We start from the raw sequence: 21842 nt of genomic DNA, 5'->3' as shown, positions 1-21842 counted from the left end.
TGGAAGAGTGACGATCAGTGTGTTCGACCTGTTCTCGGTGGGCATCGGCCCCTCGAGTTCCCACACGGTGGGGCCCATGCGGGCGGGCGCGGACTTCGCCGACGAGCTGCGGGCCGCCCCGTCGACGGTGCGCGCCGTCACCGTCGACCTGTACGGCTCCCTCGCGGCCACCGGCCGGGGGCACGGCACCTTCGCCGCGGTGCTGCTGGGGCTCGAGGGCAACCGGCCCGAGACCGTGGATCCCGACCACGTGGACAAGCGCGGCGCCGAGATCGAGGCCACCCGCAGGATCAGGTTCGGCGGGCGGGACGAGGTCGCGCTGTGCGCCGAGCAGATCGTGCTGCATCCACTCACGGTGCTGCCGCGGCACACCAACGGCATCCGGTTCCGGGCCGAGCTCGCCGACGGCACGGTGCACGAAGCCGTCTACTACTCCGTCGGCGGCGGCTTCGTCGAGCGCGAGTCGGGCGCCGATACCGTGAACCCGCTCGCCGGGACCCCCGGCGTGCCGCACGACTTCGACACCGCCGCCGCGCTCCTGGAGACCTGCCCGCGCACCGGTCGCACCGTGCCGCAGCTGATGCTGGAGAACGAGATCGCGCTGCACGGCGGACCGTCGGACGTGGCGGAACGGGAGGTCCGCGCAGGGCTGCTGCACATCTGGGAGGTCATGGAGGCCTGCATCGAGCGGGGCTTCCGCGCCGAGGGCGTGCTGCCCGGCGGGCTGGGGGTCAAGCGGCGCGCGCCGGGCCTGTACCGCCGGCTCGTCGATTCCGACGGTGCCGACGCCATGGACTGGCTCAACGTCGCGGCCATGGCGGTCAACGAGGAGAACGCCTGCGGTGGCCGGATCGTCACCGCGCCGACCAACGGCGCGGCGGGGATCGTGCCGGCGGTGCTGTACTACGCGCTGAAGTTCCGGCCGCACCTCGCCGAGCGGCGCGAGGAGACGGTGTGCGACTACCTGCTGACCGCCGCCGCGATCGCGGTGCTCTACAAGCGGCGGGCGTCGATCTCCGGTGCCGAGGTGGGTTGCCAGGGCGAGGTCGGCTCCGCGTGCTCGATGGCCGCGGGCGCGCTCGCGCAGGTCATGGGTGCCACGCCCGCGCAGGTGGAGAACGCCGCCGAGATCGGCATCGAGCACAACCTGGGCCTGACCTGCGACCCCATCGGCGGCCTCGTGCAGATCCCGTGCATCGAGCGCAACGCCATCGCCTCGGTCAAGGCCGTGAACGCCGCCCGCATCGCCCTGCACGGCGACGGCACGCACCGCGTCTCGCTGGATCAGGCCATCGAGACCATGCGCCAGACCGGCGCCGACATGCTGTCGAAGTACAAGGAGACCTCCCTCGGCGGCCTCGCCGTCAACGTGCCGGAGTGCTGAGTTTGTCTGGTACCTAGCGCGCCTAGTTGCTCTGACAGATTCGGTTGATCTGACCCGCGAGGTTGTCGACGAGATCGCCCTTCCAGGTGATGTCGGCCGGGGGCTCGCGTCGTGAGAACGAGTCGAGTAGGTCCACGTAGCTGGTGATCCAGTCCTGCAGAGTGGAACGAATTGGCTCTGCAGCGTTGGGCGAAATGCGGGAGGCCAGCCTGGAGAGATCCTGGCGAGCTTTCTCAATGTCCGCGTCCAGGTTCGGCCGGGTCGAGTAGTCGAGCGGTTTCGCGAACTTGGGAATCTGCTGCGAGGTCAACCCGCCAGCGGTACACACTGCCGCTTTCGAGACCATGGTTCCGCGAAGTCGATAGTCTGCGGATGAGATCGCCGAGGAACTGGACGCGGCGGATGGGGCGGCGGTGCCCGAGGTTTGGCTGGAGCGCGTGAGGGCAAAAGTCAGAGCTGCACCCGCGATGAGCGCGATGACGACCGCGATGACGACGATGATGATCGTCTTTCTCGACTGCTTCGGGGGAGCGGGCGGCGGGAACTGGGGCGGCATGCCCGGCTGTCCCTGGAAGTGCGGGGGCGTTCCAGGCTGCTGCCCCGGGAACTCCGGCGGCTGTGGTCCCTGTGTCATGTGTTCCTCCCCGTGCCCCGCTGCGGCGACCGCCGCGTCGATGCGGACATATTACCGTTGCAAATGTGGAGTCGATCGAGCGCCGCAGGCGACTCCCCGGTAGCGTCCGCGGGCCGCACCCGGCGCCGACGGAACCTGTCGGTGGTGGTCGCTAGGGTGGCGGCATGGACGTGCTGACGGTGGCTGCGGTGTGTTTCCGGGACGAAGCCGGGCGGGTGCTCACGGTCCGCAAACGCGGTACCGACGCCTTCATGCTGCCCGGCGGCAAGCTGGAACCGGGGGAGGCCGCGATCGACTGCGCGGTCCGCGAGATCGACGAGGAGCTGGGCGTCTCGCTCACGACCGAAGACCTCACCCACCTCGTCTCGTGGCGCGGCCCCGCCGCGAACGAGGCGAACACCGATATCGAATCCACCGTCTTCGCCACGGACCTGCGGGTCGAGCCGCGCGCCGCGGCGGAGATCACTGAGGCCCGCTGGATCGACCCCGCAGACCACGGCGACGTGACCATCGCGCCGATGCTGGAGCAGTACCTCTTCCCGCGGCTGGCGGGCGCCCCTACCGCATGAGGATCACCCAGCCCCAGGCGCGGCGGATCGCCCTCGCCGCCCAGGGCTTCGAGTCAGGTTTCGCCGGCACCTCGGCGCCGACGATGCGGCAGGTGCAGAAGACCATCGACCGGCTCAAGCTCATCCAGATCGACAGTGTCAACGTGGTCGCCCGCAGCCAGTACCTGCCCGTCTTCGCGCGCCTCGGCGACTACGACACCGCGCTGCTCGACCGCGCCCGCGACAAGGCGCCGCGCCGGCTCGTCGAGGCGTGGGCCCACGAGGCCTCGCTGGTGCCGCCCGAGACCTGGCCGCTGCTGCGGCACCGTCGGACCGCTGACCGGGTGGCGCAGCGGTTCGCGAGCTACGACGCCCGGCATCCCGGTCAACTGGACCGGCTGCGCGGAGCGCTCGCCGAGCTGCCGCCGCTCACCGCTCGCGCGCTCGAGGCGCACCTGGAGCACGAGCAGGTGGTGGAGAAGACGCACTGGGGCTGGAACTGGTCGTCGGTGAAGGAGGGGCTGGAGGTGCTCTTCCACGCGGGCGAGGTCACCAGCGCCGGCCGCACCAGCCAGTTCGAGCGGCTGTACGCGCCCACGCCGACGGTGCTCGGCCCCCTCGCGGAGCGCGAGGTCGCGGACGAGGATGCGTACGTCGAGCTGCTGCGGCAATCGGCGAAGGCGCACGGAATCGGGACGCTGCGCTGCCTGCGCGACTACTTCCGGTTGTCCACGGCGCAGGCGGTGCCCGCCGTCGAGAAGCTCGTGGCCGCAGGCGAACTCCTACCGGTGGAGGCCGACTGGTGGCCCGGCACCGTCTACCTGCACGCGGAGGCCAAGCGCCCCCGGGCGATCGCCGCGCGGGCGCTGCTCTCGCCCTTCGACCCCGTCGTGTGGCAGCGCGAACGGGCCGAGGCGCTGTTCGACTTCTTCTACCGGATCGAGATCTACACGCCCAAGGAGAAGCGGGTGCACGGTTACTACGTGCTGCCCTTCCTGTTCGGCGACCGCATCGTCGCCCGCTGCGACGTCAAGGCCGACCGCGCGGCGGGGGAACTGCTGATCCACTCGACCACGTGGGAGCCCGGCGGCCGCGACGCCGAGTCCGAGGCGGCGTTGGAGCAGACCGTCGCCGAGATGGCCGGCTGGCTCGGGCTCGAGTCCTATCGACTCTGAGCCGACGCGTCACAGTCGGCGTAGCCGACGCCGCTTCGCGGCGCCGAGAACCCGTTCCTCGACCTTGAACAGCGGGTAGGCGATGAGGACTCCGACGAATACGACCAGTAGTTTCGTGACGAACGGCGACGGGGCGAACCACGGCACCGCGGTGTTCTTGACGATGAGTAGGGCCGCTGCGAGCGCAGGGACCAACACGGCCAGGTTGCGCACCAACTCGGCCCAGTCGACCGCCGTGAACACCACTTCTCCGGCTGCCTTGCGCAGCGTGATGGAGTCGGCCTGTGCCTTGCCGCGCTTGCGACGGATTCCGAGGACGATGCGGTCGTAGGTGCGGACGATACCGATCGAAGCGGCGATCGCGAGCGCGACGACACCCGCCGTCCACCACCCCGATGACGTGATGGCCGCACCGTCGAAAACAGTGCTGAGCACGCCGTCGATCACGAACGCGCACACGAAGAAGACGGTCACGTGGATGAGCACGTAGATGGACGCAACGGCGATGTACACGGGGATGGCGAGCAGGCCCCACGCTGCCAGTCTGTCCTTCTGCGAGTCGAAACCCATGCCCCGAGACTACGTGCCGCATCCAGGATCGCGTATTCCGAACTGAGTATCTGCTACTCGATCGGAGTCGTGATGGCCTCGAACACGCGGTACAGGGCGTGAGCGTCGGGGCGGTAGTGGCCGGGGTCGGGCGCGGACCGACGGGAAGCGCCGTCCCACTGCTTCTTGGTGATCGCGGAGAAGTCGAACCGGTACCCGGCCCGTACGGCGACGAGCTGCAACAGCGTTTTCGCGGCCCGCCCGTTGCCCTCGCGGAAGGGATGGGCGCAGTTGAGGTAGGCGTACGCCGTCGCCGCGCGATGCGCGTACGCGCGCCGATCGCGCTCCTGCGGCACGACTGCCGCCGCGAACGCCTCGGACGGGAGCTGGAGGATCACCGTCGCATCGTCGAGGTAGCGCTCGATCAACGTGGCGCCGAAGGTCTGATCGCGCAGGCCCATGTCATACCGGCGGAAGACGCCCGCCCACGGATAGACCGCGCCGAAGAGGGCGCGGTGGATCGCGACCAGATGCGCACCGTCGAAGGTGGCGGGGACCGCGACGAGCCCGGTCTCGATGCCGAACTGCTGAGCGGTCCCGACCTCGAACTCCAGCTGCCGTAGCGCCCGCGGATCGCGGATCCCGAAGCGATTGCGCAGGATCCGCGTGCCCGGATAGAACGTGTCCGGGAACTCGAGCGGCACTTCGATGCAGTCCGGCGGCCCGACTTCGCCCGCGCGCAGGGCGCGGTCGATCGACGCGGCGACGTAGTCGTCGAGTTGCACCGCGCCCGTTGCCAGCGCGAGGAGCCGCTCGACGTCCAGCGCCGTCGGCGCCCAGCCCTCAAGAGCGCTGTTCGCGATCGCCCCGCGCAGCACGACCGCTGGATCCATCCCCGCAGCATATCGAGCGATGCGAGTCCCCGGAGATTTCGCGCTCAGGGGCAGTCCGAGGCCGAATTCGGCTTCGGATGCCCGCAGAACGCGAAATTACCGAGGGCTATCGCGTGATCTCGACCTCGCGGGTCAGATCCAGCAGGTCGAGGAAGGCCCGGTCGTGCGAGACGACGACGAGCGCGCCCTCCCACGACTTCAGCGCCTCCACCAGCAGTTCCACCGACGGGACGTCGAGGTTGTTGGTCGGCTCGTCCAGCGCCAGCAACGACGGCGCGGGATCCCCGAGCAGGGCGATCGCCAGCGCGAGCCGCAGGCGTTCGCCGCCGCTGAGGGTGCTGACGATGCGCTCCGACTGCCGCCCGCGGAACAGCATCCGGGCGAGCGCGGCGTGCGCGTGCTGGGCGTCGAGATCGGGGTGGGCGTCACGCACCGCGTCCAGCAGCGAACCCTCCTCAGCCGCACCGAAGCGCACGTCCTGCGGGACGTAGCCGATCACCGTCGCCGGCTCCGCGGCCCGCGCGGCGTCGATGGCGCGGCGCAGCACCGTCGTCTTGCCCGCCCCGTTGGGTCCCACGAGCGCGATCCGCTCCGGACCCACGACCTGCAGCGGACCGTCGTCGAGTTGCATGCGGTGCAGTCCCGGACCCGGCTCCGGCATGGCGATCCGGACGGAGCGGTCGTCGCGGACGCCCTCCTTGGCGGCGTCGAGGGCGTCGCGCGCGGAGTCGACGCGGTCCTCGTGGAGGCCGCGGTGCTTGCCCGCCGAGACCTCGGCGGCGTTCTTCCGCAGGCCGGCGATGATCTTCGGGACCCGCTTCTCCGCCTCGGCCTTCGCGGCGAACCGCGCGCGACGGTCCAGCTTGACCTGCGCCTCCACCAGATCTCGGCGCTGCGCCTTGAGGTCGACCTTCGCCGAGGTCACCGCCTGTTCCGCGGCGGCCTGCTCCGCGTCGAGCACCTCGCGGTAGTGCGAGTACGGACCCCCGAACACGCGCACGGCCCCGCGGTAGAGCTCCACCGTGGTGTCCATGCGCTCGAGCAGTGTCAGGTCGTGACTCACCACCACGGCGGTGCCGCCGAACCGTTCCAGCGCCTCGGTGAGGAGCCCGCGGGCGCGCTCGTCGAGGTTGTTGGTCGGCTCGTCGAGCAGCAGGGTGTCGGGCCGCAGGAGGAGCTGGCCGGCGATGGCGAGGAGGGTGGCCTCGCCGCCGGACAACGTCCCGACGGTCCGGTCCAGGGCCCCGAGCCGCAGGCCCAGGCCGTCGAGCACGGCGGTGGCGCGCTCCTCGACGTCCCAGTCGTCGCCGACGGCCTCGAAGTCCGCCGGCTCGGCCGACCCGCCCTCGATGCGGCGCAGGGCGGCGACGGTGCCGCCGATCCCGAGCGCATCGGCCAGGGTGTCCTCCGGGCGGGCCTGCGGGTGTTGCGGCACGTAGCTGACGACGCCCGTGCCGCTCACGGAGCCGGCGGTCGGGGTGATCCGACCTGCGAGGATGCGGAGCACGGTGCTCTTGCCGGCGCCGTTGGCGCCGACCAGGGCCGCCCGCCCGGCCGGGATGGTGAAGCTCAGGTCGTCGAAGACGACGGTGCCGTCAGGCCAGCGCAGGGACAGTGCGGAGACGGCGAGAGAGGTAGCCATGATTGCTCCTTGAGGTCGTCAGGGGCCGCGACGGGTGGAGTGGACACACCGGGTGCGAGCGGCAGGGCCGAAGACGTCTCAGGACAGCATGGCGACGAGTCTAAACAAGGGTGCTTGCGCTTCGCACCGGAATTTCGGGGGATAGCGAGTGTGATCTGCGTCCCACTCCGGCCCGTGGTGCTTGTGCGGCGCGCGGTGTGTGGTGCTACTTTCAACACATGTCCGGGAGTCTTGAGGCCCATCTGCGCGTCGGTTATGAGACCGTCGCGCTGGGCTGCCGTCTCCCCATGGTTCGCGTGCACTGTCGAATGTGCTGCTGCTGAGCGTTCCCGCTCGCACTTCCGCCGGCCCTTTCATCTGGGCTGATCCGTTCGACAACTCCATTCCACGCCAGCGCCCGGGGTAGCCCCGGAGGTCGCGGCGTACGCACACCTTCGAGGAACCATGACCGTCGTTGATCTTCCCGCCGTTTCCGCCACCCGCTCGCCGCAGGCCCGCCCCGCGCAGGCGCGCACGGCCCGGCCCCGTAACCCTCTGGCCCGGCCCGCCGCCGGCGAACGCCAGGCCAGGGTCGCCGCACCGGCCCGTGTCTTCGCGCCCCAGCTGCGCGTCTCCGAGAAGCCCGCGGCGGCCGTCCTGCGCGTGATCCGTCGCGGCGGCCTCGTGCTGCGCGACGAGATCGTGCGCGAGACGCAGCTCTCCGCCGCCACCGTGAACCGCCAGGTCACGGCCCTGATCGAGGCGGGACTCGTGCGGGAGCGCGCCGATCGTGCGGCCAGCGGCGTCGTCGGCCGTCCCCGCCTGCCGCTCGAGGTCGACCCGAACGGCCCCGTCGCCCTCGGGATCCACATCGGTTTCCGCGTGAGCACGGTGACCATGCACGACGTCGCCGGCAAGGTCGTCGGCGCCATCCAGATCCCCACGCCCGAGAGCGGCGAGCCCGGCGAGGTGCTCTCGGTGATCGCGACCAGCGCGCGGCGCTTCCTGGCCCGCTGGGACGGCCGCACCGTGCTGGGCGCCGGCGTCGCGATCGGCGGCCGCGTGGACGACCGCGGCGTGGTCGCCGACCATCCGCGTCTCGGCTGGAAGGACGTCGCTCTGGGCGAACGCCTTTCGGGTGCGATCGGGCTTCCCGTCACCGTCGCGCCGCACGTGGAGGCGATGGCCGCCGCCGAGCTCCACCTGTCGGAGGAGTACGAGTCGCAGGGTTCCACGCTGTACTTCTACGGTCGCGAGACCGTGGGCGTCGCGTTGGCGCTGCACGGCGCCGTGCACTCGCCGAAGTCGGGCCCGCACACCATCGGCCACCTCCCGACGCGGAACGTCGAGCTCCTCGACCCGAGGCGCACCGGTCGGCTCGAGGACGCCGTGACCGACACCGCGGTCGTGGATGCCGCACGCGCGCAGAAGCTTCCGGTGCGGACCATCGCGGATCTGCACAAGCTGGCCGACGGCGGCGATGAGACGGCGCGAGCGATCGTCGCCGAGCGCGGACGGGTGCTGGGCGAGGCCGCTGCACTGGTGGCCGACATCTTCAACCCCGACCGGCTCATCCTGGGCGGCCAGGCCTTCACCGACCACACCGCGATCCTCCCGCACGTCTCCGCCGCGCTGAAGGCCACCTCGGCCGAGCCCGGCCGGTCCGTGCGGGTCAGCGGCGCCGGTGGTCGCGTGCAGCAGCAGGCCGCCGGCGCGGCCGCGCTCGACGGTGTCTACACCGACCCGCTGGGTGCCGTCGCGCGGGTGACGGCCTGATCTACTTCGCGTTCTTGACCATCAGGTAGCTCGCGGCCGCCTGCTGGTGCGCCTGCGCGAGCGTGCTCACGGCTCCCGTCCGCACGTAGTAGCGGCCCGACGCGAAGCTGCACGAGAATGCCTTGCGCGGTTCGCCGTTGGAGCGCGTGATGAAGGAGAGGCAGCGTCCGTCGGGGACGCCCGCCACCTTCGGCTCCTCGGTGCCGAGCGTGCCGCTGGCCTCCCCCGACCAGTACGCGTCGGCCAGATAGCGTGCGCTGGCCGCACCGCGCGTGCGGGTCACCGCCGACTCGGCCGTGCCGACGAGATCCACTCCCGCGCGTTCGAGCAGCGCCCATGTCGCCATCCAATCGTCGGCGGCGGCGTTCGCCCAGGCCCGCGGCGTGAGGTAGCCGAGCGCCAGTTGCGCTCCGTCGCTGGTCCGGATCACGTTCGGCAGCGTCAGCGACATGATGCCGTCGCGGTCCGGGGGCAGGCTCAGGAGTTGTTCGGGCGTGGCGGTGATGGCGCGCAATGCGGCGGTCTGGCGGTCGAACCACGTCGCGGCCAGGGCATCGGCTCTGCTGTCGGGGACGTTGCCGACGCCGATCATGAGCAGATAGTCCTGGAACGGCATCCACCACACCCTGGTCAGCGACCGGCGCGGGAGCGCCGCGCCGGGAACCGCTGCAGGCCGTGCGGGAAGGGAAGCGGGCGAGGATGTTTCGGTGCTGACGGCCTGCGTGGCAGCGGCGGCCCGGTCGGCGCTGCGATATCGGATGACGGCGGTCATCATGCGCGCGGTGTCGGCGGTCTCGCGTTCGACCAGCGTCGTCTGACGTGCGGAGACGGCGCCTCCGACGTAGGTGTTGGTCTGCGACAGCGCCGCCACCAGCGGAATTCCGAAGACCAGTCCCAGCGACTCCGGTGAGGGGAGCACGGGGGTCGACGCCGGTGCCGAGAAGGTGAACGCCGCGTCGAGCTCGGCCGGGGAGACGAGGGCGCCCGACAGCTCGTAGCCGGCCTGCACGCGCTGGTCGTTGGGATCCGTGCGCGCAGGAACGGCTCGCGGTGCTGTCGGATATCCGCCGGTGTCGAGACGGGCGGCGGCGCTCGGGTCGGGCTGGGCGGTGCCGTCGACGACGGTGGCGCAGGCGGTCGTCGCGACCAGCACCGCCGCCAGGACGAGCACGATGCGATCGCGTCGGAATCCCCTCATGACGGACAGCTTGGCACAGCGCGACTCGAGGGACACGGCCGGCGAGGTGCCGGAACCGCGCCGGCCGAGGGCGCGGGAAAATTACGGAACTGAATTCATGGGTTCGATGCAGATGCTCACGAAGCACTTTCGCGGACCGCCGCCACTCACGTGCCGGCGCTGGGCCCCGATGCCGGTTCGCGCCCGGCGACCAGGCCCCTCAGGGTGAACTGGCTCGTGGTGCAACGTGTTCTAGGTGATTCGGGGCGGATGCTCGTCGCCGGCGGTTGTGGGCGGGTTGTCGCGAAGCGAGGTCGCGCGCCGCGAGGGTGCACAACGTGATCAACAACCGGAATTGAGAATCATGATCCTGTGAGCCCTGACCTGCCTATCTTGCAATCCAACAACGGTGACTTCAAAGAAGTGCAGTTGCAATACGGGTGGTACATTCTTTTGCGACAACGAATTCAGTCGGTACGTCTGTGCCGTCTGGCTGGGCAGGACGGGAGGGTGGCATTGAGTTCCGAGAAGGACGCCGGTGCGAACCTCGGCCAGAGTGCCGGTGCGCGGGCCATCGAGGCGCGCGCAGCGATCGCGACGGCGCAGTTGCGGTCGACCGTGACCTCGATCAGCTCCTCGGTGGGCTGGACCAGCCCGCACGGTGAGCGGATCGTCGAGACCATCGACGACCTCGTCGACGACGTCATGCCCGAGCTCGAGGCCGCCGAGGCCCTCACGGCCGCCCGCACGTCCGGGCGGGCGCCCGACGGCCCGACATCGCGGCCGTCGCTGTGGGTGGAGACCCAGTCGACTGTGGGTGCTTCCTCGTGAGCACGTCGTTCGTCGCGGCGCCCGCGCCGTGCCCGGCCTGAAGTGAGGTGTCGAAGTGATCGATCGCCCTGATACCCCCCACGCCGACGTCCTCCTCGAAGGGATCTGGGAGGACGAGGTGACGCCCGACGATCTCGCGTCGCGCGCCCTGTCCGCGGCCCAGGCCTCGTCGTACGCCTTCCGCGTGGCGAGCGAGGGGACCACCGCGACAGCTCAACTCGGCGAGGTCGACGTTGCCGAGTTCCTCGAGACCGAGACGGGCAAGTGGGCGCAGAGCTTCATCGGCATCGTCCGGGTGGGCGAGTCCCTGGTCCACGTCTCGCACGCGCTCGGCGAACTGGCGCGCAGCCTGCAGCAGGTGAACCTCGAGCAGTCCGAGATCGTCTACCAGGTCGAGGCCGAGATCGAGGCCGCCCAGCGGCAGTCCGCGCAGGCGGGCGTCGACCCGGCGGAACAGATCGCGGAACTCATCGCCGCCGCGCGGGCACGCGCCGCGGAGGTCGCGGAGAAGATGGTCACTCCCGAGACCGCGAGTTCCGCGAAGAAGCCCGCGGCCGGCCTGGTCAGCGGGTTCATGGCGTTCGGGAGGGTCCCGGGCGCCAGCGCCGAGGCCGCCGAGCGGAACGGGCGGGTGGCACGGAACGGGCACGCGCGCAACGGCTACGCGATCCGCACCACGCGAACGGAGCAGAACGGCCACGGCGCGCCGAACGGTCACGGGGTTGCCAACGGGTACTCGCGGCCGAACGGCAACGACGTCGTCACCGGGCACGACGCGATGAACGGGCATGACCCCCATGACGCCGCCGTCGCTGAGCATGCCGACGCCGCGCAGCAGAACGCGGCGGCCGCAGCGCAGGACGCGTTCGCGAACTCGGGGGACGAGACCACCATGGATCTCGGATTCATGGGCTTCGGTCGCACCCCGTCGACCGTGGTTCCCGCGGCTGGGGACGCGACCGCCGGCGCGGAACGCGCGACGGAGAACACCGACGACGCGGACGCGGAGGAGTCGGAGGCTGCCGCGCCCGTCGTGTCGAACGGATTCCTCGGCCTGGGCGACGCACCGGCGGTGACCGCCGCGGATGATGCCGGGGTGCCGGTGGTGCCCCAACCGATGGTCAACGGGTTCATGGCCTTCGGCCGCACGCCGGGTACCGACGGAGCGGCCGTGCAGCAGGGCCCCAGCAGCGGCCCGATCCCCGTCGCCGCCCCGACCCAGTTCCTGCCCATCCCCGTGACACCCGCGCAGATCGTCGCGGGCGAGACGGACGAGTCCGCCGGCGTCGAGCTCGGAACTCCGCTGACGCTGTCCCGTCCGGAGGACGGCCCCTCGCGCGCGGGCGACGACACCGCAGCGGACACGATGGACGAGGGCTTCCTCTCCTTCGGTCGCGTCCCCACCGCCGGTGCCCCCGGCGGCTCGGGGGTCCTCCCGACGGTGCCCGTCACCCCCGGCTCGGCCCCGCCCGAGGACGGTGACGACGCGTTCGAGGGCCCGGACGGCGCGGCCGACGAATCCGTCGCGCGGGCTGACGAGAGCAACGAGGACGAGTCCGACGACGAAGCCGCCGAAGCGGCGGAGGAGACCACCGGTGCCATCGGAGAGGTCCAGGATGCGGCGGCGCACGAGCAGTCCCGCGACGATGCCGAGGAGTCGGTCGAGGCCGACGACGAACCGGTCGACGGGGCCGACGACGCGGCCGACGAGCTCGTGCTCGACGACGTGACGGACGAGCAGCCCGTCGATGACGAGCCCGCGGATGCGGAGGTCGACTTCGCCGACGAACTCGACGCCGACGAGGTCGTCGCGCTCGATGCGGAGGACGAATTCGACGACGACGCGGACGAGCCGGTGGCCGACGAGTCCGCGCCCGCGAACGACGCGGAGGCCGTCGAGGACATCCAGGACGTCCAGGACGTCGCGGATGAGCCCGCGGACGACGCGGGGGACGTCGAGGACGTCGCGGATGAGCCCGCGGACGACGCGGGGGACGTCGAGGTCGTCGCGGATGAGCCTGCGGAGGCCGCCGAGCCCGCACACGAGACCGAGCCGGAGGCCGGGCACGAGGACGACGACGCGCCGGCGGCCCCTGCGATCGACGAGACGACCGCCGAAGTCGTCGCCGGGCCCGCGGCGGAGGAGGCGCGGGCGGAGGCTCCGGTGGAGGCACCGGAACGCACCGACGCCCCCGCGGTTCCCGCGCCGAAGGCGAGAACCTCGTTCGCGGAGCAGAGGCCGGTGCGCAAGTCCGGCCCGGTGAAGTTCTCGGACCTGCTCAAGGCCGCGAATGCGAACAAGGTCGACCCCGCGCACGTCGCGCCCGCCGCGCTCGTCGCGTCGGGCACGCTCCCCGCCGACACCGAGGCTCCGGACGCCGCCGCTCCCGCGGCCACGGACCCCGCCGTCGCCGGCACGGACCCCGTCGCCGGTATCGAGGCCGCGGAATCCGCTGATACCGGGACCGCACCGGCCGCGTCCACGCCCGACGCCGGTGCCGAGGCGCCCGCGGACGAGGCCCCGGTCAAACCGGCGCCCGTGCTCGCCACCGGACCGGTGATCCTCGGCCGGACCGAGCCCCTGGTGCTGGGCCGGCGGGTGTCGCCGGCGGTGCAGCAGGTGCACGACACGGTCGCGTCGATCCTCGGCTCGCTCCGGGGTGGGCCGCACGGCCCCGAGACGGGGCTGCACTGGGCCGCGGGCCTGCTGGTCCGGGGGAGCGAGACGATCATGGCCGTGACCACGTCGGACGCGGGCTGGCTGCCCCCCGGCGTGCTGATCCCGGCCGGTGCGCGGGTGCTGTGGAACACGCCCACCGGATACCGGTGGGCGTCGATCGACGACCCGGCGCGGCAGCTCATCGAATACGCCCGGCAGGACGGCTACACGCTCACTGCGATCGCGACGACGCACCCGAGCCGCGCCTACGCCCCCGTCGTGGGCGAGTCCAGCCTCGTCCGCGTCACCCGCCCGGGGGCGGTGCTCCCCGGCGGGCGCAGCCGGTTCGAGGTCACGGTGTCGCCCGCTCGGCTGCAGCACATCCGATCCCTCGATCGCGAACAGGCCGAGCGGCAGGCGCGAGCGCTGATCCGCGACCTGGAGACCCAGCCCATCGCGCCCGAACACGCCATCGGCATCGAGGCCGCGCGTATCGACGCCCGGTGCTTCCTCGACGAGCGCGACGAGGTACCGCCGGCGGTGCTCGATCAGCTGCACACCGACGAGCGTGCGCTCGGCGACGCCCTCAGCCTCGACCGGGTGCCGGCCTCGGCGGCCGATCTCGGGAGCGCGGCGCCGGAGGCGGCGCGACTGCGCGACCGGATGCTCGAACGGGCGATCCTCGTCGCCACGCTCGCGGCGGCGTACCACGACATCGAGTCGGCCGTGTACGCCTGGACGTACGCGCGGTTCCTCTCGAGCCAGGATCAGGATCCCAAGCAAGCACGATGACGAACTCGAATCCCACTGCCCAGCGGTACTTCTCGCTCGGGCTGCGATCACTCGCGGCGCGCACGGACACCCGTGAACCGGCGCAGGCGTTCCGGCTCGCCGTCGAGGCCGACCCCACGATGTGCGACGCGTGGATCGGCCTGATGGCCGTCGACCGGACGCAACTGAGCGACCCGGCCGCCGCGCGGGGCCTCCTGGCCTCGGCCCGCAACTTCGGTGTGGAGCTGCGCCGCAACGGCATGGTCGTGGACCCCGCCGAGGGCGCGCTCGGGTTGAAGATCCCCGTCCACATGGGCGTCGTCGAACTCGGCATGCCCGTCACCGACGTGATCTACGCGCGCGCCGGCGCCGCGGTCATCCTCGCGCAGTCCGGGCACCTCGCCGAGGCGGCCGCGGAACTGACCCGGCTCCAGCGCGAGGTGAGCGCCGACTCGCCGGCCCAGCGCAACTACCTCCGATACCTGTGGATCTGCCTGCTCGGGATGGCGCACCGGTGGCCCGAGGTGCTCTCGACGGTGGCCGACGGCCGCGAGCCCCTCTGGGTCTCCGCGGAGTCCGACGGTGCCGTCAGGTTCTGGCAGCTCGGCGTCACCGCGCTGACCGCGCGCGCCCTCGTCGGGACCGGAGACGCCCACCAGGCGCTCTCGGCGACCAGAACGGCGCTCGCCTCCGAGGACTTCAAACTGGTGCAGGCCAGTCTCCTGGTCACCCAGGCCTACGCGCTGCGGGCCACCGGCGACGAGGACGGGGCGGCGAAGCTGATCCGCGACGCCCGCGCCTGGATCTCGTCGCGCCCCGACCTCGATCACGCCGCCGCGGGCGGCGCCCTCGAGGTGGTCACGGCGCAGTCCATGAACACCCGCACGGATCCCTGGGATCCCGCGTCGGGAACCACGGCCCAGGAGATCGAGCAGGCGAGCCTCGACCGGCAGCGCGACGCCGTCCTCGCCGACGCGTGGCGCGAGTTGGACGCCCTGGTGGGCAGCCCGGACGTGAAGTCGCAGATCCGCCGCCTCGCCTCCAAGGTCGAGATGGACCGGGAACGCAAGCTGCTCAGCGAGGAACTCGGCGAGGAGTACAGCGAGGAGGAGATGCGCCTCTCCGCGATCATCACCGGGCCGCCCGGTACGGGCAAGACGACGGGCGTGCGGATCCTCGCGAAGCTGTACTACGGCCTCGGCGTGATCGCCAAACCCGAGGTCTACGAACACCAGCCGAGCGACATGATGACGGGGTACGTGGGGCAGGCGGGCATCCGCACCAACAAGCTCGTCGACGAGTCCCGGGGCGGCCTGTTCTTCCTCGACGAGGCGTACGGCCTCGTCGCCGGGGACGGCGAGGACCAGGCCTCCCGGTTCGGCCGCGAGGCGCTCGAGGCGCTGCTCGCCCGGATCGAGAACGAGGGGGACAAGCCCCTGCGCGACAAGGTGGTCGTGGTGCTCGCGGGCTACGACGACGACATGAATCGGCTGCTGCAGGTGAACCCCGGTCTCCCGCTACGATTCCCGACGCGCATCTCGTTCAGCTCCTTCACCGCCGAGGAACTGGTGGAGATCGCCGAATCCGTCGCCGCGAAGAGCCGCGAGCAGCTCGGGGTCGGCGTGCGCGGCTACCTGGAGGAGCACAACAAGCGGCTCGCCGAGGTCAGTGCGCTCGACCTCAAGGGCCGACTGTGCTCGGGCATCGACCTGATGTCGAACGCCCGCTTCATGCGCACCGTGATCTCGTCGGCCCGCGGGTTCCGGGACTTCCGGGTCAGTGCCACCGACCGGTCGGCCCTCTCGTCCGAGGAGAAGCGCACGCTGCTGCGGACGCTCGAACTCGAGGACGTGCGCCTGGCCTACGAGGAGACGCTGCGCGTGTCACCGAACTTCCCGTGGTCGCAGTGGCACCTCCTCGAGGTGAGTTGGGAGGAGGAGTCGAATGGCTGAGACCACCCCGGAACCGTCGAATCCGGCGTCGGGCCTGCAGGAACGGGTCCGCGGCTTCCGCCTCACCTCCAAGTACCAGAAGTCGGGCGAGGCCTACCTGCAGCGGCGCAACGAGGAAGCCCTCGTGCGCCGCGACACGCGGTGGATCGACGACGTCAAGAAGTTCCAGGGATCGCCGCTGTACATGGCGATCGCCGTGGGACTCGTCGTGGCGCTCGGCTGTGTGATCGCCGCCGTGATCTTCCCCGCCGGCAAGGTCGGCGACGGGGACATCATCCAGGACAGCCAGACCGGCGCCCTGTACGTCAAGGTGGGCGACGCGCTGAGCCCGATCCCCAACGTGGTCTCCGGCCAGCTCATCATCGGTTCCCCCGCGAGGCCGGTGCTGGCGAAGTCGGGCGAGATCGAGAAACTCCCGCGCGGTCCGATGGTGGGTATCCCGTACGCCCCCACGGTGATCCGGAACTCGTCCAGCCGGCTCTCGCAATGGGCGGTGTGCGACACCACCGCCACCGGATCGGCCGTACCGCTCGACCCCTCGACCGGGCTGCCGACCACCGCCACCTCGGCCGTGAAGGTCACCGTCATCGGCGGGCCGCTGACTCCCGCCGACGGCACCGACGAGCTGATGGGCGACCGCGCCCGGGTCGTGGCCTTCGACAACCAGACGTGGCTCGTGTACTCCGACGACGGGGTGGTCGCCCGCGCCCGGCTGGACCTGGGCAACTCGGCGATCCGCGAGGCCCTGGGCATCGGCATCGACCAGCGGGTCATCCCGATGTCGTCGGGCCTGTTCAACGCGCTCGCCGCGCGCGAGCCGATCGACGTACCGCAGATCACGGATCTCGGTAAGCCCGTGCGCTTCCCGAACACCGAGAAGCTGCTCGTGGGAACCACACTCCGCGTCGCCACGGTCGACGGCGGGTGGACCTACTACGTGGTGGCGGCCGACGGCATCCAGCAGGTCAGCCAGACCGCCGCGGCGATCCTGCAGACCGTCTCGCCCGTCAAGAGCGGCGTCGTCGAGACGGAGGCGTCGAAAGCGAACCAGTGGCCCAAGGTGGGCGGGCGGATCGCCGTCGACCACTTCCCGACCGGGAAGGTCCGGGTCGAGGACGCCACGAGCGACCCCGTGACCTGCATGACCTGGTCGCACGACGGTGACGCGCCGACGGCCGATCAGCGGGTGGTCGTCGCGGGCACACTGCCCCTCACCGGGGAGCAGAACGCCGCCCGGATCTCCCTGATCGGAGCCCCGGGCTCCGCGGGCACCATCGCCGACGACGTCTACCTGCCCGCGAACAGTGGGCGGTACGTCTACGCGACCGGCTCCGCGAAGGACTCGCGCGAGCACAGCGGTGAGTTCTGGATCGCGGACACGGGCATCCGGTACGGGATCGACGACCAGGGCTCCACCGAACCGGGCTCGTCCGCGAAGGCCCTCGGCCTGAGCAACCCGGTGCCCGCGCCGTGGACGATCATCAGCCTTTTCGCGCAGGGCCCGACCCTGTCCAAGGCCAGCGCTTCCATCAAGCACGACGGTGGCGCGGACGACCCGGTCGTCGCGAAGTTCGACCCGAAGGGGAAGTAGTGAGTAGGCAGGTCTTCGAGCCCCCGCTCCACCCGAAGAAGGAGCCCCGGGTCATCAAGAAGGAGGTGGAGGTCCGCACGCCGGACACCATCGACGAGGTCGACCCACCCGGCAAGTGGCGCACCGTGATGATGCCCGTCATCATGGTGGTCGCCGTGCTCGGCATGCTGTTCATGATGATCCGCCTCAACCGCGGCTTCAACCCGGTGATGCTGCTCATGCCGATGATGCTGCTGTTCGGCATGTTCGCGTACATGGGCGGCGGCCCGGGCGGCAGCGGCAGCAAGTCGAAGGCGCAGCTGCTGCACGACCGCAAGCAGGCGAGCCGCTCGATCGGGGCCTCACGGGAGAAGGCGCTCTCCCGCGGCCGCAACTACTTCGACGCACTCGCTCACGCCTACCCCGATCCGGCCGTCGCCGGCTCGCTCATCGGCACGGAGCGGATGTGGGAGGTCAACGGCGGTGACGCCGAGCGCAAGGCGCGCTTCACCGCCGCACGGTACGGTCGCGGCCGGATCGTGCCGAAGGCCAAGCTGCTCACGCCGGAGGCGCCCGACGGCGAGTTCCTCGACCCGGTGCAGTGGACCGAGACCGTCAAGTTCCTGCACACCCACTCGACCATCGCGGACATGCCCCTGGCGTTCACGCTGCGCACGGTGCCCGTCCTGGGCGTGGGCGGCGATCCCGAGCGATCGGCGGGAATGGTGCGCGCCATGCTGAACCACCTCGCGATCACCCACGGCCCGGACCGGCTGCGCATCGCCGTCGTCGCGGACACCCCGGACGGCGGGCGGTGGGAGTACCTGAAATGGCTTCCGCAGGTGCAGCACCCGTCGCTCATCGACGCGCTCGGCTCGCGCCGCATGATCTACGGCAACTGGACGGAGTTCCTCGACGAGCTGTCGGGCGGCGACGAGCAACCGGTGGCCGAGGCCGACCGCATCGTCGACTACTCCCGGCCGTTCACCACCGAGTCCGAGGTGTCCGGTCGCACCCGGCACACCGTGGTGATCGTCGAATCCGCGGAGCGGGCGCGGATGACGGACCAGGCGATCGCCTCGCTGGCCGATGTCACCTGGATCCTGATGTCGCCGCCCGACGGCGTGATCGACTCCTTCCCGCACGCGGTCCTGCTCGACGTGGACCAGGCGGGCATCGTCACGCGGTGGGACTCGGATCTCCCGCTGGAGGAGCCCAAGGAGATCGCCCGGGCCGACCACCTCGACCTCATCGACGCACACACCAACGCGCGCAAGCTCGCCCGGTGGGAACTCGAGACCACGGCGTCGCTGCTGTCGAAGGAGCGTCAGGACACCGGGCGGGATTGGGCCAACCTGGTCCAGGTCGACGATCCCGGCGCGATCGACGTGGTCGACTTCTGGCAGCGCATCAAGCGGTTCGACGACCCGCGCCGGCTCAACTTCCCGATCGGCTTCGGGCCCGATGGCACGCGGATCTTCCTGAACATGCGCGAGGCCAGCCAGGGCGGCACCGGCCCGCACGGCGAGATGATCGGCACCTCGGGCTCCGGCAAGTCGGAGTTCCTGCGCTGCCTGGTCCTCGACGCCTGCCTCTTCCATTCGCCGTCGATGCTCAACCTCCTCCTCGTCGACTTCAAGGGCGGTGCCACGTACCAGGGCATGGAGGACATCCCGCACGTCGCCGCGGTGGTCACCAACCTCGAGAAGTCCGAGAGCATGGTCGACCGCATGATGGAGGTCATCACCGGCGAGCTCAAGCGCCGCCAGCAGCTGTTCGACAGCGCCGCGGCGCGCTACCCGTCGTCCAACATCATCGGCCTCACCGAGTACGAGAAGGCCCGGGAGTCGGGCCACTGCCCGGACCTCGAGCCCATGCCCGCCCTGCTGGTGCTGATCGACGAGTACACCGAGCTCCTGGAGGCCAAACCGGAGTTCGTGAACATCTTCAGCCAGATCGGCCGCGTGGGACGCTCGGTCGGCGTGCACCTGTTGCTCGCCTCGCAGAACGCCGAGATGGCCCGCTCCCGCGGACTCGAGTCGAACATCCACTACCACATCGCCCTTCGCACCGGCACCGCCGGAGACTCGCGCGCGGTGATCGGTGTGCCGGACGCGAAGAACCTGCCCGGCAAGCCCGGCAACGGCCTCATCAAGACGCTCCACGAGGACGAGCTGATCCGGTTCTACGCCGGTTTCACCGGCAAGCCCTACTTCCCGCCCGAGGCGGCGCCGGAACCCGTCGTGCGGGAGATCGTGCAGCCCACCGCGGACGACCTCTCCTCCCGCGGTTTCACCGCGCGCCGGATCGACATCCCCGACCTCGAGGCGGAGATCGTCGAGGACGACGAGATCGTGCGCACCGAGGAGGAACTGCTCGCCGCGCCCACCGTCTTCACGGTGGTCAAGGAACTGCTCACCAAGGCGCCGGCCCGACCGGCGTACAAGCCGTGGCTCCCGGAGCTCACCTCGACGACGCTGGACATCCTGGCACCGTCGCTCGCCGCCGACGAGTGGGTCGCGCCCGCGGTGACCACGCCCGCCACGCTGAAGACGCCGTTCGGTGTCTTCGACGACCCGGCCAAGCACCAGCAGCCCGTGTGGGAGCTGGATCTGTCGGGCGGCCAGGGCAACGTGCTCATCTACGGTGCGCCGCAGAAGGGCAAGACCACCGCCGCCATGACGCTGGTGACCTCCCTCGCGCTCACCCACTCGCCGGAGCAGGTGCAGTTCTTCGTCGTCGACTACACCGGCGGCGGCTGGATGCGGCTCGAGGACCTCCCGCACGTCTCCCGGATCGCGACCCGGTCCGAGGAGGACGCGATCAACCGGATCGTCTCGCAGATGGCGGACCTGATCGACCAGCGCGTCAAGCTCTTCCGCAAGTACCGCGTGAACTCGATGGCGGAGTACCGGCGACTGCGCAGCGACCCCGGCGCCGAGGTCATCACCGAGGACGCCTTCGGCGACGTCTTCATCGTGATCGACGGCTTCGACGCCGCGGTGACCGAGGGCGGGGTCTTCGAGGACAAGGTGGCCGTGCTCGAGGCGCTCGCGTCGGGCGCGCTGAACTACGGCGTCCACTTCGTCATCACCACGGCCCGCAACACCGTGCTGCGCGGCCTCGCGAGCCACATGCACACGATCGTCGAGGGCCGCGTCTCGACCGCGAGCTACGACATGTCCGTGGTGAACTCGCAGCGGAACAAGGCGGTGCCCGATCGGGCCGGCCACGTGATCACGACCGACCGGGAGCTGCTCGCCCTCGTCGCGCTGCCCCGCGCCGACGGCGACGCCTCGCCGGACACGCTCAGTGCCGGCATCGAGGAGGTCGTGGAGCGGATCCGCCGCGCCAACACCTCCGGGGCCGCGGCGCCGAAGCTGCTGGCGCTGCCCGCATCGGTCCTGCAGGACGACCTGTTCTCCGTACTGCCCGCCGAGGCGAGCGACCGCGAGCGTGTCCGGCTGCCCTTCGGAGTCCGGGAGACCGACGCCGGCCCCGCCGTCGCGGACTTCGGTCGCGAGGCGCACATGTACGTCGTCGGCGAGAGCGGTTCCGGCCGGTCCGCCTTCGTGCACACCCTCATCGAGGCGATCAGCCGCCGGTACCCGACGATCGACGACGGTGCCATCGCGCTCCTCGATCCCAAGCGCGTGCACCGCGGCGCGTTCGCGCCGAACCCGAAGAACCTCGGGCTGCACGGCTCCGATCTCTACGACTTCCTGCGGCGTTGGCAGGACAAGCTCGTGGAGTGGATGGGCGATGGGGAGACGGATCCCGAGCGGGTGACCTACCGCAGGGTGCCGGACTCCGCCGACAGTGCCGCGCTCGCGCGCCGCGACTGGTGGACCGGCCCCGAGATCTTCCTCATCATCGACGACTACGACGCCGTCGTCGCGCGCGGCGACCGCACGAACCCGCTCACGCAGACCGTCAAGCTGATGAATGACGGCGTGATCCGGGGCTTCCACGTGATCGTGGTGCTCAACGACTCCGAATACCTGTACAAGGCGAGCTCGGACCCGTTGATCCAGTTCCTCGACACCCACAGCTCGATGGCGCTGGCCCTCTCCGCGGACAAGTTCAACGTGAACATCGCAGGTGAACGCGGGCAACGGTTCGGTGTTCCCGGCCGGGGCCGGTTCCATCCGGGACGGGGCGCGCCGTCGGACGTCGTCCAGGTGGCCTGGAACGGCGTGCGCAGGGACGAAGCGGAGTCCGACGACGAGGTTTGGGGATGACAATTTCGGACAACCAGGGATTGACGAAATTTGACAATTCTGTTTTAGTTGCAACTTGAAA

14 protein-coding genes are annotated in these 21842 nt (G+C 70.7%); 9 read left to right on the top strand and 5 right to left on the bottom strand.

The window, feature by feature from the left end; all coding sequences use genetic code 11:
* The first annotated feature begins 7 nt into the window (after positions 1-7).
* Complete coding sequence (locus tag ELY19_RS06270) at positions 8-1384, top strand: L-serine ammonia-lyase (RefSeq protein WP_126195448.1); 1377 nt, start codon at positions 8-10, stop codon at positions 1382-1384.
* Between the two features lie 22 nt (positions 1385-1406).
* Here the strand turns inward: ELY19_RS06270 and ELY19_RS06265 are convergent, their stop codons facing one another.
* Positions 1407-2018 carry a hypothetical protein gene (locus ELY19_RS06265; protein WP_126195447.1) on the bottom strand — a complete coding sequence of 204 codons (612 nt, stop codon included), beginning with the start codon at positions 2016-2018 and terminating at the stop codon, positions 1407-1409.
* Positions 2019-2182: 164 nt separating this feature from the next.
* Between ELY19_RS06265 and ELY19_RS06260 the strand changes: the two genes are divergently transcribed.
* Together ELY19_RS06260 and ELY19_RS06255 are read left to right on the top strand one after the other, a co-directional pair.
* Positions 2183-2587 carry an NUDIX hydrolase gene (locus ELY19_RS06260; protein ID WP_126195446.1) on the top strand — a complete coding sequence of 135 codons (405 nt, stop codon included), beginning with the start codon at positions 2183-2185 and terminating at the stop codon, positions 2585-2587.
* Positions 2584-3741: a winged helix-turn-helix domain-containing protein gene (locus ELY19_RS06255; RefSeq protein ID WP_126195445.1), complete on the top strand. Its 1158-nt coding sequence runs from the start codon at positions 2584-2586 to the stop codon at positions 3739-3741. The genes ELY19_RS06260 and ELY19_RS06255 overlap by 4 nt, the downstream gene beginning before the upstream one ends.
* A 9-nt stretch (positions 3742-3750) precedes the next feature.
* On the opposite strand, the gene ELY19_RS06250 is transcribed toward ELY19_RS06255, so the two are convergent.
* From ELY19_RS06250 to ELY19_RS06240, 3 genes are all read right to left on the bottom strand, one after another.
* Complete coding sequence (locus tag ELY19_RS06250) at positions 3751-4311, bottom strand: hypothetical protein (protein ID WP_126195444.1); 561 nt, start codon at positions 4309-4311, stop codon at positions 3751-3753.
* Positions 4312-4364: 53 nt separating this feature from the next.
* Complete coding sequence (locus ELY19_RS06245) at positions 4365-5183, bottom strand: Fic/DOC family protein (RefSeq protein WP_126195443.1); 819 nt, start codon at positions 5181-5183, stop codon at positions 4365-4367.
* A gap of 106 nt (positions 5184-5289) precedes the next feature.
* On the bottom strand, positions 5290-6825 hold the full coding sequence (locus ELY19_RS06240; protein WP_126195442.1) for an ATP-binding cassette domain-containing protein: 1536 nt from the start codon (positions 6823-6825) through the stop codon (positions 5290-5292).
* 444 nt (positions 6826-7269) lie between these two features.
* Here ELY19_RS06240 and ELY19_RS06235 point away from each other — a divergent pair, with 444 nt between their 5' ends.
* Complete coding sequence (locus ELY19_RS06235; RefSeq protein WP_126195441.1) at positions 7270-8580, top strand: ROK family transcriptional regulator; 1311 nt, start codon at positions 7270-7272, stop codon at positions 8578-8580.
* A 1-nt stretch (position 8581) separates the two neighbouring features.
* On the opposite strand, the gene ELY19_RS06230 is transcribed toward ELY19_RS06235, so the two are convergent.
* Positions 8582-9778 carry a DUF7373 family lipoprotein gene (locus tag ELY19_RS06230; RefSeq protein ID WP_126195440.1) on the bottom strand — a complete coding sequence of 399 codons (1197 nt, stop codon included), beginning with the start codon at positions 9776-9778 and terminating at the stop codon, positions 8582-8584.
* 489 nt (positions 9779-10267) lie between these two features.
* Here ELY19_RS06230 and ELY19_RS06225 point away from each other — a divergent pair, with 489 nt between their 5' ends.
* The 5 genes from ELY19_RS06225 to eccCa are packed head-to-tail and all read left to right on the top strand — an operon-like array spanning position 10268 to position 21781.
* Positions 10268-10588 (top strand): hypothetical protein, encoded by a 321-nt coding sequence (locus ELY19_RS06225; protein WP_126195439.1) that lies wholly within the window; start codon positions 10268-10270, stop codon positions 10586-10588.
* A 55-nt stretch (positions 10589-10643) separates the two neighbouring features.
* Positions 10644-14039: a hypothetical protein gene (locus tag ELY19_RS06220; protein WP_126195438.1), complete on the top strand. Its 3396-nt coding sequence runs from the start codon at positions 10644-10646 to the stop codon at positions 14037-14039.
* Positions 14036-15970 (top strand): AAA family ATPase, encoded by a 1935-nt coding sequence (locus ELY19_RS06215; RefSeq protein ID WP_126195437.1) that lies wholly within the window; start codon positions 14036-14038, stop codon positions 15968-15970. Before ELY19_RS06220 ends, ELY19_RS06215 begins: the two co-directional genes overlap by 4 nt.
* Positions 15963-17561, top strand: a complete 1599-nt coding sequence (eccB, locus tag ELY19_RS06210; protein WP_126195436.1) for a type VII secretion protein EccB — start codon at positions 15963-15965, stop codon at positions 17559-17561. The genes ELY19_RS06215 and eccB overlap by 8 nt, the downstream gene beginning before the upstream one ends.
* Positions 17561-21781: a type VII secretion protein EccCa gene (eccCa, locus tag ELY19_RS06205; RefSeq protein WP_164711530.1), complete on the top strand. Its 4221-nt coding sequence runs from the start codon at positions 17561-17563 to the stop codon at positions 21779-21781. The genes eccB and eccCa overlap by 1 nt, the downstream gene beginning before the upstream one ends.
* Positions 21782-21842: the final 61 nt, after the last annotated feature.

Source organism: Tsukamurella paurometabola (assembly GCF_900631615.1).
Taxonomy (GTDB): Bacteria; Actinomycetota; Actinomycetes; order Mycobacteriales; family Mycobacteriaceae; genus Tsukamurella; species Tsukamurella paurometabola_A.
The sequence above is the reverse complement of the archived record's forward strand: the minus strand, read 5'-3'. Positions and strand labels throughout refer to the sequence as shown.